This is a genomic window from Thermosynechococcus sp., assembly GCF_046299635.1.
GTDB lineage: Bacteria > Cyanobacteriota > Cyanobacteriia > Thermosynechococcales > Thermosynechococcaceae > Thermosynechococcus.
This window is the reverse complement of sequence record NZ_JBKBHV010000010.1, coordinates 17,335-31,324: the sequence shown is the minus strand read 5'-3', so window position 1 is coordinate 31,324 and position 13,990 is coordinate 17,335. Positions and strand designations below refer to the sequence as shown.

Sequence of the window (13,990 nt, the reverse complement as noted above, 5' to 3'; positions counted from 1 at the left end):
CGAGCACAGGCACGACAACAATTGCAATGACTGAAACTAGTTCTATTCTCAGAGGTTGTGGACGGAATTAAGCGCGGCTAGGGGGCAAAAACTAGAAATTTCTTCTAGGAAACCTCTCCTTGAACGATAAAAGCAACGCGCCGACCTATCGCCGTGGCATAATCGCCAATGCGCTCAAGGTTGCGAATGACCAGCAGCAGGATCAAGCGCAATTCCACCGACTCTTGGGGATGGAGGGAAGCACAAAGTCGCTCGTAAAGACGTTGATAGTCGGCATCCACGGCATCATCGCAGGTGGCAAGGGCGAGTCCCCCCTCCCGATCCAAATCGGCAAGGGCGGATAGGGCTGCGGAGAGCAACAGTTGCGATCGCTGGAACATTACGCGGATGTCCTCAAGATAGGGGGACGGTGGATAGCGCAGAAGCATTTGAGCTGCTGTGCCGATTTCAAGGGCATAATCACCGATGCGCTCCAAATCGCGGCAGAGGTGCGACAGCATGACCAAAAATCGGAAATTTTGCGCCAAGGGGGCTTGCGAGGCAAGGAAGGCGATCGCCTCACGATTTAGGACTGCGGCACTGCGGTCAATTTCCTGCTCCCTTTGAATCAATTGCTCGGCACTGCGAAAATTCCGCTCGATCAGGGCGTCATAGGCCAGTTGCAAGGCGCTTTCCACCAAGGCTCCCAATCGCAGTAAGTCACTGCGCAGACGTTGCAGTTGTCGCTCAAAGGGGGTGGTCACGTCTTCAGGCAGCCACCTTTAGGGAATGGGTGCTCCTCAGTGTGCCAGAAAAACCCTGAATTGTTTTGTAGGGGCAAGCATTGGTGTATAAAATATACACATTTTGATCCCTTCAACCACGGCGGCGCCGCGCAGCCGTGTGACCTGTAACTTCCCCCACTTAGGCTCTCAATGGTTGGCTATCTCATCTCCTTAGGTATCTTTACGGCCACATTTGCCCTCTTTAGTTTGGGGCTGAACTTGCACTGGGGCTATACGGGCCTGATTAACTTTGGCCATGTCGGCTTTTTGGCCATTGGCTCCTACACAACCGTTTTGCTTGGCCTTGCGGGGGTACCGCTGCTGTTGGCAGTATTGGCGGGGGTGGTGCTGGCCATGGGACTGGGCTTTTTGATGGGGATTGCCACCTTGCGCCTGCGGGAAGATTACCTAGCAATTGTAACGATCGGCATGGCGGAAATTGTCCGCCTGATTGCCCTCAATGAGGATTGGCTCACCCGAGGAGGCCGGGGAGTGTACGGCTTTCCGCTGCCCCTTGCTCAGTTCAACCCCAATGTGGCGACCAAGCTGGGGATGATAGTCCTCTTTTGGGCGGTGGTGGGGGCGGCGGCATGGCAGTGGTGGCAATGGTTAGAACGGCAGTATGGCCGATCGCACCCCCCTTGGTTGCTCCCTGCTTATGCAGCTTTACTGATTGCCGGTACCCTCAGCCTGTGGGCAACGTTGTTCCCCCTGAGCTTGGGGCGGGGAATGGTCATTTTTCCCCTTGTGTTGACATTAGTGACGCTGGGTGGGGCGATCGCCCTCGTGAGCTATTGTTGGCATCCAGCAAAACGGCTAGTGCTGCCCATTGCCCTAAATACCATAGCCGCGGCGCTGGTGGGTCTGGTGGTCAAAGCCCTCACCCTCGGTCTGTGGGATTTTAGTTACCGTGCTGGGCTGTTGTGGCTATTGGTGTTGGTGCTGGCCTTGGTGGTGTGGCAGTTGGAGCGTTGCATCCATTCCCCATGGGGGCGAGTCCTCAAAGCGATCCGCGAAGATGAAGAGGTGGCCAAAGCCCTCGGCAAAAATGTCTTTGCCTACAAAATGCAATCGCTGCTGTTGGGGGGGGCGATCGCGGCAGTGGCCGGGTCTTTTTATGCGTGGCAACTCACATTTATTAACCCCGACGGCTTTGTGTCCCTGATTACGTTTCAGGCTTGGACCATTGTTGTCTTGGGGGGCGCCGGCAACAACATGGGTACCCTCCTCGGCGCTGCCCTCTTTTGGGCTTACACGGCCCTGACCCGCTTTATTCCCCTTGATGGCGGTCGCTTAGAGGCCTTGCGGATGATGCTCATTGGCCTTGTCCTCATTCTCTTGATGATGTGGCGACCCCAAGGTATTTTGGGCAAAAAGGAGGAACTCAGCCTTGGTCGATGAACCTTCTCTGGTGTCCGCCCCTAGCGGCGTCCGTCAAGTCCTGCCCTTAGACCTGCTGGTGGCCACGGGGCTGTGCAAAAGTTTTGGCGGCATTCGCGCCGTGGATCATGCAGACATTCGGGTTGCCCGTGGTAGCATCACCGGTCTAATCGGCCCCAACGGTGCCGGCAAAACCACCCTATTCAACCTGTTGTGCAATTTCGTTACCCCCGATCAAGGCCGCGTGATTTTTGATGGGGTTCCCATTAGTCATCTGCCGCCCCACCGAGTTGCCCTTCAGGGACTCTTACGCACCTTTCAAGTGCCCCGCGTGCTCTCGCGCCTATCGGTTCTGGAAAATATGCTACTGGCCGCCCCGCTGCAAACCGGAGAGAAATTTTGGAATAGTTGGCTGCACCCCCTGCGCATCCGCCAAGAGGAACAGGACCTGCGGCAACGGGCATGGGCAATTTTGGAGTCTGTGGGGTTAGCGGCTAAGGCCAATGACTATGCGGGTGCCCTGTCGGGAGGACAGCGCAAACTCCTCGAAATGGCACGGGTGATGATGCACCGTCCTCGCATGGTGCTCCTCGATGAGCCGGCTGCCGGCGTCAACCCGACCTTGATCAACCAGATTTGTGAGCACATCCTGCGCTGGAATCAGGAGGGCGTGACGTTTCTAATCATTGAACACAATATGGACGTGGTGATGTCCCTGTGTCAGCACATCTGGGTCTTGGCAGAGGGAAAAAATCTTGCTGATGGCTCTCCGAGGGAGATTCAAACCAATCCTGAGGTCTTGAGAGCTTACCTAGGACAATAAGTCCTTGGCATAGCCGCGAATCGCTGCCAAGGGGGGACAGCGCTGCTGATCCAATTGCTGAAGGTATTTGCGATCCTGGTAGTAGTCGTGGCGCAGTTGTTCAAGGACTTGCAGCTGCTCGGGTGCCACACCGGGAATATCATCAATCTCACTGTCGCTGTCGGCGAGTAAGCGATCCAGATAGTGGCGTAGGGCTTCACTGGCGGGAGATTCACTTAAAATCAGGGCGACGGTTTCCTGCCAAGTCTGGAGGATGTAGCGGCAGCGCTTTTCAACGGCAATGCGTTCAAGGGCGGCGGTGGCGGCTTGGATCACCAGTTCGGGGCGATCGAGACTGACAGCAGTGGTCTCATCTAAGTACAACAGGGGCGTGATCAAAGCAGCGTCTTCCCTTTCGTGGAGCCGATCTAGGAGGGGCGTCATAAGGTCGAAGTCTGTTTGCGGCGTTTCTCTTTGGAGCCCCTCTGCCGGGTAGGGATCGGCGGGCGCCGATGGAGCTGCACCCTGCTCTTCTTCTATAGCAAGAATTTGTCGCCACAGCCAGCGATGGTGGGAGAGGCTAAATTCAATGTCTCGTACTTTCAGCGTTTGCCGAATCAGGGGGCGATATTCCCCGCGGTGTAGATAAAGGCGCAGCAATTGTTCTTCAGCCGCTTGACGCAAATTATAGTCTGCTGGACGTTGCCATTTTTGCGATCGCCCCTGCCAGCGCTGACCCCGCACCTGTTGGCGCAGAGCTTCCTCAAGACGGAGAATATAGCGACTATCGTGGCGTCCCAATAGCTCGGCGCAGTGGTGAATGTAGTGGCTGCGCAGCGTGGCGTTGGGGAGTTTGCCCAAGAGTTGGCTCAGGGCTTGGCTGGCCTGCTGAAATTGATCACTTTGGTCAAGATCGTACTGCTGCAAGAGGGTTTGAATTTGCCAATCGATCCAGAGGGGCGCTTGATCTAAGAGGGTTTGGTAGTGATCACGCCGTGCCTCTAGGGATTCCCCCGCATGCGTGAAAAAATCCGCCGCATCTTTGCCCGCCGGTAGGGTGAGAATACGCAGTCGCAGGTCACCGCGATAGGCTAAATCCGCTGCCTCGCCAATGGCGCGATCAGCCGCCCGTTGTCCCGCTTGATCCGCATCGAAGTTGAGAATAATTTGTTTCGACTCGGTGTAGCGCAGCAGCAGCTTAATTTGGGCTTGACTGAGGGCCGTGCCTAGACTGGCCACTGCTTGGGTAAAGCCCACTTGGTGCAGCGTCATGACATCAAAGTAGCCCTCAACCACAATGGCTTGGTCTTTTTGGACAATCGCTTGGCGTGCCTTATCAAGGCCAAAAACTAACTGTCCCTTGTTAAAAATGGGGGTTTCCGGAGAGTTGAGGTACTTCGGCTCTTCATTGCCGAGGGTGCGACCGCCGAACCCCACCACCCGTCCTTGGGGATCCATAATCGGGATCATCAGGCGATCGCGAAAGCGGTCATAGTAGCCGTCCCCTGTCCGTCGAGGCATAATCAAGCCTGCCTGCTCGACTAAAGCAGCAGGGTATCCCTTTTGCTCCACAAGATACGTGTAGAGGACTTGCCAACCCGGTGGCGCATAGCCCAAACGAAATTGTTGGATAGTCTCCTCTTGTAGGCAGCGTTGCTGTAAATACGCTTGCGCCGCTTGGCCAATGGGCTGCCGCAGGGCGTGTTCATAGAAACTGGTGGCGATCGCCAGAATCTCGTACAGTTGCTCCTGTAGGGAAAGCCGCGCTTGCAGTACTTGTTTTTGCTCATTATCGAGGGTGCGCACCGGAATCTGATAGCGTTGGGCAAGGTCGAGCACCACCTCGGCAAAGGAGCGCTTTTGCAGCTCCATTAGGAACGTGATGGCATTGCCCCCGGCGCCGCAGCCAAAACAGTAGTAAAAACCCTTGAGGGGGCTGACCGTAAAACTGGGGGTCTTCTCCTCATGAAACGGACAACAGCCGACGTATTCTCGCCCGCGCTTGCGCAGAACAACGTGTTCGGCCACCACATCCACAATGTTGACCGCTTGGCGCACCGCCTCAATCGTATCGGGGTGTAGACGAGGAATGTCCATAGATCACCAGCTTAACCGATCCCCCTCGAGGGCACAATTCGGCAAAGCCACGGAATGTTGCAACCTATTAAGGCCAACAGTCAGGGACGATTTTCCTTCGCTAGGATGTTCGTGAGGTTGGTCTTAACGCAACAACCATTCCACAGGGAGCAGGCATGAGTACCCAGCGCAAACGATTGGGGGTGTTCACCAGTGGCGGAGATTGCCCAGGGCTGAATACGGCCATCCGGGCCATTGTTGCCCATGCTACCTTGAGTTACGGTTGGGAGGTTCTGGGTATTCTCCATGCCACCCAAGGGCTAATGGAGCGTAAGGCAATCCCCCTGAATGCCGAAGGATTGGGGGGAATGGACGTTCTACTCCACATGGGGGGCACGATTCTAGGGGCAATCAACAAGGGCGATACCCTTGGCCATACCGATGAAGTCCTTGCCGGGTACAATGAGCTGGGCCTAGACGCCCTCATTGCCATCTGCGGCGACGGCAGCCTAAAAATTCTGCATCAATTGGCCCAAAAAGGCAACTGGAATTTCCTTGCGATTCCGAAGACCATTGATAACGATGTTGCCCTGACCGATCGCGCCATCGGCTTTGATACCGCTGTAAACACCGTTGTCGAAGCCCTGAGTCGGATTACCTCCACCGCCGCCAGCCATGACCGCGTGTTTGTGGTGGAAGTGATGGGGCGGACTGCCGGTCATTTGGCGCTCTATTCCGGGATTGCCGGGGGTGCTGATATTATTCTGATTCCAGAGATTCCCTACTCCATTGAAGGCATTTGCCAGCATCTCCAAAAGTTGCGCGATCGCTGGGGACGCAAATTTGCCCTCATTGTGGTTGCCGAGGGGATTAAACCGCTTGAGCAGGAGGCCACCGGGCACCCTTATTCCAGTATGGCCCACTATATTGCCGATCAAATTGCCCGGCAGAGTCCCATCCCGATTGAGCTTCGGGTATCGGTTTTGGGTCACATTCAACGGGGAGGTGCCCCCATGGCCATGGATCGGCTGCTGGCGGCAGGGATGGGTCATACGGCTGTGGATCTGGCAGCCCAAGGGACGTTTGATCGAATGGTGGTATGGCAAGCAGGACAAGTCGCCACCGTGCCCATTGCCGATGTGGTTGCTCAATCCCCCCGCCATGTGGATCCCAACAGCTTTTTGATTCGTACCGCCCAAGGACTGGGGATCTATGTCGGCGATCAGCCGATGCTGCCCTACGTCGATCCCACCCTCTGCCGTCGCGAGGTTCTTTGCGCCCTTTAGGAATCAGTCCACCACAGGCACGCCACTTAGGCTAAAGGCTCGCGCCTCAGTAATGCGGACACGCACCAGTTGCCCCCGCAGGGTTTCAATATCCCCGGGAAGGTAGGTAAGGCGGTTGCTGTCGGTGCGGCCATATACTTGCTCGGGATTCTTGGGATTCACATCCTCGACAAGGATCACCTCTTCCCGTCCGAGATAGCGGCGGGAGCGATCGGCGGCGATCGCGGCCACCAGACGATTCAGCCGTTGCAGGCGATCTTCTTTAATCTCTTCCGGCACTTGATTTTTCCACGTGGCCGCCGGTGTATTCGGGCGCGGAGAATAGGCTGCTGTATTCAGTTGGTCAAACCCCACCGCCGCCACCAAATCCAAGGTGCACTGGAATTGTTCTTCCGTTTCGCCGGGGAAACCGACAATGGCATCGGCACTAATGGCCGCATCGGGCATATAGCGGCGAATGGTTTCAATGATTTGCAGATACCGCTCCCGGGTGTAGCCCCGCCCCATTGCCTTGAGAATCTCGTTATCTCCCGACTGAAAGGGAATATGGAAATGCTTGCATACCTTGGGGAGTTCAGCACAGGCGCGGATCAAACGCTCCGTAAAATAGCGAGGATGGCTGGTGGCAAAACGAATCCGCTCGATCCCCTCCACATCGTGGAGGTAGTAAAGCAGATCCGTAAACGTATGCTTGCGCCGCCCCTCTGGTGTAATGCCAGGCAAATCGCGACCATAGGCATCAATGTTTTGCCCCAAGAGCGTCACTTCTTTGTAGCCTTGAGCCGCCAGTTCCTCAATTTCAGCGCGGATTGCCTCAGGGCGGCGGGATTGCTCCTGCCCTCGTACGGCCGGCACCACGCAGTAGGTACAGCGTTCATTACAACCATAGATTACGTTGACCCAAGCGGTGACCGTGCTATCGCGGCGAGGTTTAGTAATGTCCTCCACAATGTGCAGTGGCTCCGTTGCCACCACTTGCTGCCCTTGCCACACTTGCTCCAGCAGCTCGCCTAGGCGATTGGCATACTGTGGCCCCATGACCAGATCCACTTCGGGCACCCGCCGCAGCAGTTGTTCTCCCTCCTGTTGAGCCACACAGCCGGCCACGATCAGCGTTAGGTTGGGGTCTTGATGCTTGCGCTTGGCCTGCCGCCCTAGATAAGAGTAGAGCTTTTGCTCGGCATTATCACGAATCGTACAGGTGTTGTAGAGCAAGACATCGGCCTCATCCGGTTCGGTGACCGGTTCTAAGCCCATAGCCTCCAAGACGCCGGCCATCCGCTCGGAGTCTGCTTTATTCATTTGGCAGCCAAAGGTGGTGATGTAGTAGCGGCGTGGCATTCCCGTGAAGTGCCCCTATACGTCCATCACATCGTTGGTGGGATTGGTGTCACCGGCACCCCCTTCTTCAGCAGGCGCGGCTACTTTGACCATGGCATGGCGCAACACGCGATCGCCCAGCATATATCCCCGCTTCAGTTCTTCAATCACCGTACCTTCAGGGTGCTCATTAGTGGCTTCCCGCAGCACCGCCTCATGGAGATTGGGATCAAAGGGTTTGCCCTTGGCCTGCATTGCCGATACCCCAATGCGCTTGAGGCACTCTACCAGTTGCTTGTAAACCCCCTGATAGCTGCGGTGAATCTTTTCTTCCGCCTCCGTTTCCGTTTGAATGTGGGTGCGGGCTAGTTCAAAGCTGTCCACCACAGGCAGCAAATCAGCGATGACACTGCACTTGATCTGTAGCTCTAGCTCCTCTTTTTCGCGCTGAGTACGCTTGCGGAAGTTCTCAAAGTCAGCGGCAAGGCGCATGTATTGGCTATTGCGCTCCTCTACGACCTGGGAAAGGCTAGCGTTGGCAGCTTCAAGGGCAACAATTTTCTCTTGCAAGTCCGCTGCATCCGCAGGAGCGTCTGTCGTAGAGGTGGCCTCAGGTGCTTGATTCTCCGCCGTTGGGGTGGCTTCGGCATGATTCTCAACGCCCTCAACGGTAACTTGGCCTTCTTGGGCTTCAGCAGCAGGATTGGTTACAGTTTCATCACTCATAGGTTGACTCAGATTATGCCCTTTAGACTGTAGATTGCACACTGCTGTGCGTTCAATCGTTTTAGCCTATCACTTTCTCCATTCTATCAATAGGGGCGAGGCATCCGTCTATTACAGACTTCCCTCCAAAAGAAAGAATGCAATGGCTAGGTTATCGGCCTTGGAACCGAAAGATGTAGTTGCTCGTCCTTGAGGGATACAGTCTTTCAAGGAAAAACTAGGAGTAGGAGTGTCAGTGGATGTTCTCTCGCCACATTACATTCGGTCTGATTCTAGCCTGTACTTTGATTAGATGTGAATCCCGTAGTGGCTCAGACAGCCGCATCACCCCGGGAAAACTTTAATCCCTGTGGGGTGGATAATCCCGTCCTACAGCGGGCACGAAATTGGGCACGACAGGCAGCAGAGCGAGTCAATGGTGGGTTGAGTCGTTATCGCGCTGAAGTCTCTATGTTCGGATCTGCAAGTCAATCCCCTTTTGTAGATAACGGTGATGGCACGTTTACCTTTCGCTTTCGAGGGGGTGCTCCTGCCGAACCGCCAACCATTGAAAGTATTGTGATGGTCACCCCCGATCCGAACAATCCAATAATTCGTATTGACTACAATGGCTCGATTCAGTCGGCACCTCCTCCAGCTCAACCGTTGCCAGAAACGCCACCCCCCAGCAATATGAGGAGCTTTTAGGGCTATCGGTGCATAGAGATTCACCTATTCAGGGACTCGAAAATCTCTGGCACGCTGCCCCTCGTCAGGGGATCGCTGCTGCGGTATGATAACGGAAGCCCTGCTACCTCATCATCTCTAAATAAATTTGTGTTTAGGAGAGTTCGCAATGACAACGGCTACCGCTACCCCTGAGTTGGACTACCATAGCGATCGCTACAAGGATGCCTACAGCCGCATTAACGCCATTGTCATTGAAGGCGAGCAGGAAGCCCACGATAACTATATTGATCTTGCCAAGCTGCTGCCGCAACACCAAGAGGAACTCACCCGCTTAGCTAAAATGGAAGCCCGTCACAAAAAGGGGTTTGAAGCCTGTGGTCGCAACCTCAACGTGACGCCAGATATGGCCTTTGCTCAAGAATTCTTTGCTCAACTGCATGGAAACTTTCAAGCAGCACTTGCAGAGGGAAAAATTGCCACTTGCCTCCTGATTCAAGCTTTGATCATCGAGTGCTTCGCGATCGCCGCCTATAACATCTACATTCCGATGGCAGATCCTTTTGCCCGCAAAATTACCGAGGGTGTGGTCAAGGATGAGTACAGCCACCTTAACTTTGGCGAAATCTGGCTGAAGGAAAACTTTGAGAGCGTCAAAGCAGAAATCGAAGAAGCCAATCGCGCCAATTTGCCCTTGGTCTGGAAAATGCTCAACCAAGTGGAAGCCGATGCCAAAGTGCTCGGCATGGAAAAAGATGCCCTCGTAGAAGACTTCATGATTCAGTACAGCGGTGCCCTAGAGAATATTGGCTTTACCACCCGCGAAATTATGAAGATGTCGGTGTATGGCCTAACTGCGGCATAATGGTGGCTTCATCTATCGCTACATCTTAGTCACCGCACGCTTGTATGTTTGGATTAATTGGTCATCTGACGAATCTGGAGCACGCCCAAGCCGTTGCCCATCAGTTGGGTTATCCCGAATATGCCGATCAAGGCTTGGAATTTTGGTGTATGGCACCGCCACAGATCGTTGATGAAATTACGGTGACAAGCATCACGGGCAAAACCATCTATGGCAAATACGTTGAGTCCTGCTTCTTGCCGGAAATGCTGGCCAACCAGCGGGTAAAGGCAGCAACCCGCAAAATCATTAACGCCATGGCCCATGCCCAAAAGCACGATATTGACATTACGGCCTTGGGGGGCTTCTCCTCGATCATCTTTGAGAACTTTGATCTGGAGAAAATGTCCCACGTGCGCAACATTGAGCTGGACTTTCGCCGCTTTACTACGGGGAATACCCACACCGCCTATATCATCTGCCAACAAATTGAGCAGGCGGCGCCGCAGGTGGGGATTGATTTGCGTCAGGCAACTGTGGCTGTCTGTGGGGCTACGGGGGATATTGGCAGTGCCGTATGCCGCTGGCTCAACAGTCGCTTGGACGTGCAGGATCTCTTACTGGTGGCACGAAATCGCGATCGCCTGCTAGACTTACAGGCGGAATTAGGACGCGGGAAAATCCTCGACCTTATGGACGCACTGCCCCTTGCCGATATTGTGGTTTGGGTGGCCAGTATGCCCAAGGGAGTCGAGCTGAACGTTGAGCAGTTAAAACGCCCCTCGCTGATGATTGATGGCGGTTACCCCAAAAATATGGGCACTAAAATTCAGCACCCGCAGATCCATGTCCTCAATGGTGGCATTGTCGAGCACGCCCTCGATATTGACTGGAAGATTATGGAAATTGTGAATATGGATGTGCCCTCGCGACAGATGTTTGCCTGTTTTGCCGAGGCCATGCTTCTAGACTTTGAGGGCTGGCATACCAATTTTTCTTGGGGGCGCAATCAAATCACCGTCGAAAAGATGCTGCAAATTGGCGAGGTCTCCCGCAAACATGGATTTAAGCCCCTACTGTTAAACCCTCAGTAAAACCAAAAGGAACCCAATCGCCTATGGCAAACGAACGTCGCACGCTTCTGTTGGAGTTTGAGAAGCCCCTTGTGGAGCTAGAAGCCCAAATTCAGCAGGTGCGGGATAAGTCCTCGGAGTTTGGCGTTGATGTCTCGGAGCAAATCCGGGAATTGGAGGAGCGCGCCAAGCAACTGCGCTATGAAATTTTCAGTAAGCTGACGCCGGGGCAAACCCTCCAAGTGGCTCGCCATCCGCGCCGTCCCAGTACGTTGGATTACATTCAAGCCATTAGTGAAGAGTGGATTGAACTCCATGGCGATCGCTGTGGCAGTGATGATCCGGCCATTGTCGGCGGTATCGGTCGCCTCAACGGTCAGCCGGTGGTGATGCTGGGGCAGCAAAAGGGTCGCGACACCAAAGATAATGTGGCGCGCAATTTCGGTATGGCATCGCCCGGAGGGTATCGCAAAGCCCTGCGTCTGATGGAGCACGCCAATCGCTTTCAGATGCCCATCCTCACCTTCATTGATACGCCGGCGGCGTGGGCGGGGGTAGATGCCGAAAAATTCGGCCAAGGGGAAGCAATTGCGCGTAATTTGCGGGAGATGTTTCGCTTTGAGGTGCCGATCATCTGCACCGTGATCGGCGAAGGTGGCTCAGGAGGTGCTTTGGCCATTGGGGTGGGCGATCGCCTGCTGATGTTTGAGCACGCCGTCTATAGTGTGGCGCCCCCGGAAGCCTGTGCTGCCATTCTCTGGCGCGATGCCCAAAAAGCACCCCAAGCGGCAGAAGCGCTGAAAATCACTGCCCGCGATCTGCTGAAGTTGGGAATTATTGATGAAATTGTGCCGGAACCTGTCGGCGCTGCCCATAGCAACCCCGTAGAAGCAGCAGAAAACCTCAAAGCGGCTCTCCTGCGAAATTTAGCAGAAGTGCAGGCTCTCAGCAATAGTGAACGGCGGGAGTTGCGCTATCAGAAGTTCCGGCGTATGGGCGTCTTTAGTGAAGCGGTATGACCCAACAAGTTCTAATCACCGGCGCCAGTAGTGGCATTGGGGCAGCCACGGCCCTTGCCTTTGCTCAAGCGGGCTTTAATGTGGTGCTCTTGGGGCGATCGCCGGCTAAACTGGCCGCCGTTCATGCCCAAGTGGTGGCCTGTGGGGTTACGGCCCATACCTTTAGTGTGGACTTTAGCGATCCAGAACCCCTGCGATCGCGCCTCGATGAGATTCTCGCCAGCGTTGGGGAAGTCCATGTGCTGGTGAATAATGCCGGCATAGCCAGAACCGTGCCCCTTATTGATCAACCCTTGGCGGACTGGCAGCAGATCCTCAACGTCAACCTCACCAGTGCCCTTATTTGTTCCCAAGCGGTACTGCCGCAGCTGCGATCCCGCCAGTGCGGTACGATAGTAAACGTTGTTTCAATTGCTGGACGCCAAGTTTTTCCCGACTGGGGCGCCTACTGTGTCTCAAAGTTTGCCCTCATGGCCTTGACCAAAACGATGGCGGCTGAAGAACGCGCCCACGGTATCCGCGTGATTGCCATCTGTCCTGGCGCCGTTGATACCCCCCTTTGGGAAGACGTAGCTGGAGACTTTGACCGCAGGGGGATGCTCACCCCCGAACAAGTTGCCAACACGATTTTGTACACGACTCAACTGCCGCAAACGGCCTTTGTTGAAGAGCTAGTGGTCATGCCCCTTGGCGGAACCCTCTAGCCTCCCTTTGTCCTTCACTTGTCACTCTTTCTATGACAACGTTCAATATGCCCGATTCGATCATTAACGGTAAAGCGGCCACACCGGCAATCCTGCCCGATCGCAACACGCATCAAGGCAAAGAAGCGATTCCCCACCCACCCCCTCCAGATGTCGCCAAGGAAGAAATGATGGCTGCAGTGCGCACGATTTTGCTCAATGTGGGTGAGGATCCCGATCGCGAGGGATTGCTCAAAACCCCCAAACGGGTCGCTGAAGCGATGCAATTTCTCACCAGTGGCTATAGTCAATCCCTAGAAACGCTGGTCAACGGGGCAATCTTTGACGAAGGCCACGATGAAATGGTCTTGGTACGCGACATTAACTTCTTTAGCCTCTGCGAGCATCACATGTTGCCCTTTATTGGCAAAGCCCATGTGGCCTATATTCCTAACCAGCGGGTGATTGGCCTCAGCAAATTGGCACGCATTGTGGAAATGTATGCGCGGCGGCTACAAGTGCAGGAGCGGCTGACCCGTCAGGTGGCCGAGGCCATTGAAGCCGTTCTTGATCCAAAAGGCGTGGCCGTGGTCATGGAAGCCAGCCACATGTGCATGGTGATGCGCGGTGTCCAAAAACCCGGCTCTTGGACGGTGACTAGCTCAATGTTGGGAGTCTTCCGGGAGGATCAAAAGACCCGTGAGGAGTTTCTCAATCTGATTCGCCATCAGCCGAATTTTTAGGGACATCCTTGGGGGGCGATCGCTCCCCTTAGTGCGTCTCAAACAACTTGGATTAGGATAAGGAATAGCAGCATTGTCTTAAAGTCATGGGACAATCACTTCACCGTCGAAGCCATTACCTCGGCGGAAAGCCACAGCAAAGCCTCTTGAACGTGGGGATAGCCTACCTTCTCTGGTGTGCCGGCTTAGTGGGTTTCTGTGGCCTACAGCGCTTTTATGTGAGCCAGCCGATAACGGGCTTGCTGTATCTGATTACATTTGGCTTTTGTGGCATTGGTCAATTTATTGATCTCTTTTTGATTCCAAGCCTAGTGGAGCAGCGCAACACCTACTTGGAGAGACGTTATTTGACGAATCTACAGATACGTTATCTGGCGGCACAGGAGGAAGCCGAGCTTAACTCAAGCTCTACCACACCCATGCAGCGTTTACTCCAAGCGGCCAAAGAGCAGGGGGGAGTTCTCTCTGAGGCACAGGTTGCCCTCTATACCGGTTTTAATGCCAAACAAGTTGAAGAGCTGCTGTTTGAGGCTCAGCGGCTGGGCTATGCCACCGTGTTTAATGACCCAGAAACGGGCGCCGTGCGCTATCGCTTTGATGTCTAGGGG

The 13,990-nt window shown here is 54.6% G+C and carries 13 protein-coding genes and 1 pseudogene; 10 read left to right on the top strand and 4 right to left on the bottom strand.

The genetic code is table 11. The features are described 5' to 3' along the window. Positions 1-104: 104 nt before the first annotated feature. Positions 105-743: a phosphate signaling complex protein PhoU gene (gene phoU, locus ACK4IR_RS06035; RefSeq protein WP_409873367.1), complete on the bottom strand. Its 639-nt coding sequence runs from the start codon at positions 741-743 to the stop codon at positions 105-107. Between the two features lie 171 nt (positions 744-914). Here phoU and ACK4IR_RS06030 point away from each other — a divergent pair, with 171 nt between their 5' ends. Both ACK4IR_RS06030 and ACK4IR_RS06025 read left to right on the top strand, forming a co-directional pair. Beyond that, positions 915-2,165: a branched-chain amino acid ABC transporter permease gene (locus tag ACK4IR_RS06030; RefSeq protein WP_409873365.1), complete on the top strand. Its 1,251-nt coding sequence runs from the start codon at positions 915-917 to the stop codon at positions 2,163-2,165. After that, positions 2,155-2,967, top strand: coding sequence for an ABC transporter ATP-binding protein (locus ACK4IR_RS06025; RefSeq protein ID WP_409873363.1), 813 nt, complete (start codon positions 2,155-2,157; stop codon positions 2,965-2,967). The genes ACK4IR_RS06030 and ACK4IR_RS06025 overlap by 11 nt, the downstream gene beginning before the upstream one ends. Here the strand turns inward: ACK4IR_RS06025 and dnaG are convergent. Beyond that, entirely contained in the window at positions 2,956-5,043 is a 2,088-nt protein-coding gene (dnaG, locus tag ACK4IR_RS06020) for a DNA primase (RefSeq protein WP_409873361.1), read from the bottom strand. The two genes, ACK4IR_RS06025 and dnaG, sit on opposite strands and share 12 nt — an antisense overlap. 155 nt (positions 5,044-5,198) lie before the next feature. Between dnaG and ACK4IR_RS06015 the strand changes: the two genes are divergently transcribed. Then, positions 5,199-6,308, top strand: a complete 1,110-nt coding sequence (locus ACK4IR_RS06015) for an ATP-dependent 6-phosphofructokinase (RefSeq protein ID WP_409873360.1) — start codon at positions 5,199-5,201, stop codon at positions 6,306-6,308. Between the two features lie 3 nt (positions 6,309-6,311). On the opposite strand, the gene miaB is transcribed toward ACK4IR_RS06015, so the two are convergent. Beyond that, positions 6,312-7,649, bottom strand: a complete 1,338-nt coding sequence (gene miaB / locus ACK4IR_RS06010; protein WP_409873358.1) for a tRNA (N6-isopentenyl adenosine(37)-C2)-methylthiotransferase MiaB — start codon at positions 7,647-7,649, stop codon at positions 6,312-6,314. 15 nt (positions 7,650-7,664) lie between these two features. Further along, positions 7,665-8,354 (bottom strand): nucleotide exchange factor GrpE, encoded by a 690-nt coding sequence (grpE, locus tag ACK4IR_RS06005; protein ID WP_409873357.1) that lies wholly within the window; start codon positions 8,352-8,354, stop codon positions 7,665-7,667. A 306-nt stretch (positions 8,355-8,660) separates the two neighbouring features. On the opposite strand from grpE, the gene ACK4IR_RS06000 reads away from it, so the two are divergent. The 7 genes and pseudogenes from ACK4IR_RS06000 (at position 8,661) to ACK4IR_RS05970 (ending at position 13,987) form a co-directional block, all read left to right on the top strand. After that, positions 8,661-9,041 carry a hypothetical protein gene (locus ACK4IR_RS06000; RefSeq protein ID WP_409873356.1) on the top strand — a complete coding sequence of 127 codons (381 nt, stop codon included), beginning with the start codon at positions 8,661-8,663 and terminating at the stop codon, positions 9,039-9,041. Positions 9,042-9,189: 148 nt separating this feature from the next. After that, complete coding sequence (locus tag ACK4IR_RS05995) at positions 9,190-9,885, top strand: aldehyde oxygenase (deformylating) (RefSeq protein WP_409873355.1); 696 nt, start codon at positions 9,190-9,192, stop codon at positions 9,883-9,885. Positions 9,886-9,929: 44 nt separating this feature from the next. Then, positions 9,930-10,958 (top strand): long-chain acyl-[acyl-carrier-protein] reductase, encoded by a 1,029-nt coding sequence (locus ACK4IR_RS05990; protein WP_409873353.1) that lies wholly within the window; start codon positions 9,930-9,932, stop codon positions 10,956-10,958. A gap of 23 nt (positions 10,959-10,981) precedes the next feature. Further along, positions 10,982-11,956: an acetyl-CoA carboxylase carboxyltransferase subunit alpha gene (locus ACK4IR_RS05985; RefSeq protein WP_409873351.1), complete on the top strand. Its 975-nt coding sequence runs from the start codon at positions 10,982-10,984 to the stop codon at positions 11,954-11,956. Then, positions 11,953-12,660, top strand: a complete 708-nt coding sequence (locus ACK4IR_RS05980; RefSeq protein WP_409873349.1) for an SDR family oxidoreductase — start codon at positions 11,953-11,955, stop codon at positions 12,658-12,660. Before ACK4IR_RS05985 ends, ACK4IR_RS05980 begins: the two co-directional genes overlap by 4 nt. 92 nt (positions 12,661-12,752) lie before the next feature. Next, a pseudogene (gene folE / locus ACK4IR_RS05975) lies at positions 12,753-13,382 on the top strand (GTP cyclohydrolase I FolE); the annotation flags it as partial. Between the two features lie 86 nt (positions 13,383-13,468). Further along, on the top strand, positions 13,469-13,987 hold the full coding sequence (locus ACK4IR_RS05970; RefSeq protein WP_409873348.1) for a TM2 domain-containing protein: 519 nt from the start codon (positions 13,469-13,471) through the stop codon (positions 13,985-13,987). Positions 13,988-13,990: the final 3 nt, after the last annotated feature.

Coding starts and splice junctions, on each gene's coding strand:
- ACK4IR_RS05995 (WP_409873355.1), top strand. CDS start 9,190: ATGACAACGGCTACCGCTACCCCTGAGTTGGACTACCATAGCGATCGC.
- ACK4IR_RS05985 (WP_409873351.1), top strand. CDS start 10,982: ATGGCAAACGAACGTCGCACGCTTCTGTTGGAGTTTGAGAAGCCCCTT.
- miaB (WP_409873358.1), bottom strand. CDS start 7,649: ATGCCACGCCGCTACTACATCACCACCTTTGGCTGCCAAATGAATAAA.
- grpE (WP_409873357.1), bottom strand. CDS start 8,354: ATGAGTGATGAAACTGTAACCAATCCTGCTGCTGAAGCCCAAGAAGGC.
- ACK4IR_RS06030 (WP_409873365.1), top strand. CDS start 915: ATGGTTGGCTATCTCATCTCCTTAGGTATCTTTACGGCCACATTTGCC.
- ACK4IR_RS05990 (WP_409873353.1), top strand. CDS start 9,930: ATGTTTGGATTAATTGGTCATCTGACGAATCTGGAGCACGCCCAAGCC.
- dnaG (WP_409873361.1), bottom strand. CDS start 5,043: ATGGACATTCCTCGTCTACACCCCGATACGATTGAGGCGGTGCGCCAA.
- ACK4IR_RS05970 (WP_409873348.1), top strand. CDS start 13,469: ATGGGACAATCACTTCACCGTCGAAGCCATTACCTCGGCGGAAAGCCA.
- ACK4IR_RS05980 (WP_409873349.1), top strand. CDS start 11,953: ATGACCCAACAAGTTCTAATCACCGGCGCCAGTAGTGGCATTGGGGCA.
- ACK4IR_RS06015 (WP_409873360.1), top strand. CDS start 5,199: ATGAGTACCCAGCGCAAACGATTGGGGGTGTTCACCAGTGGCGGAGAT.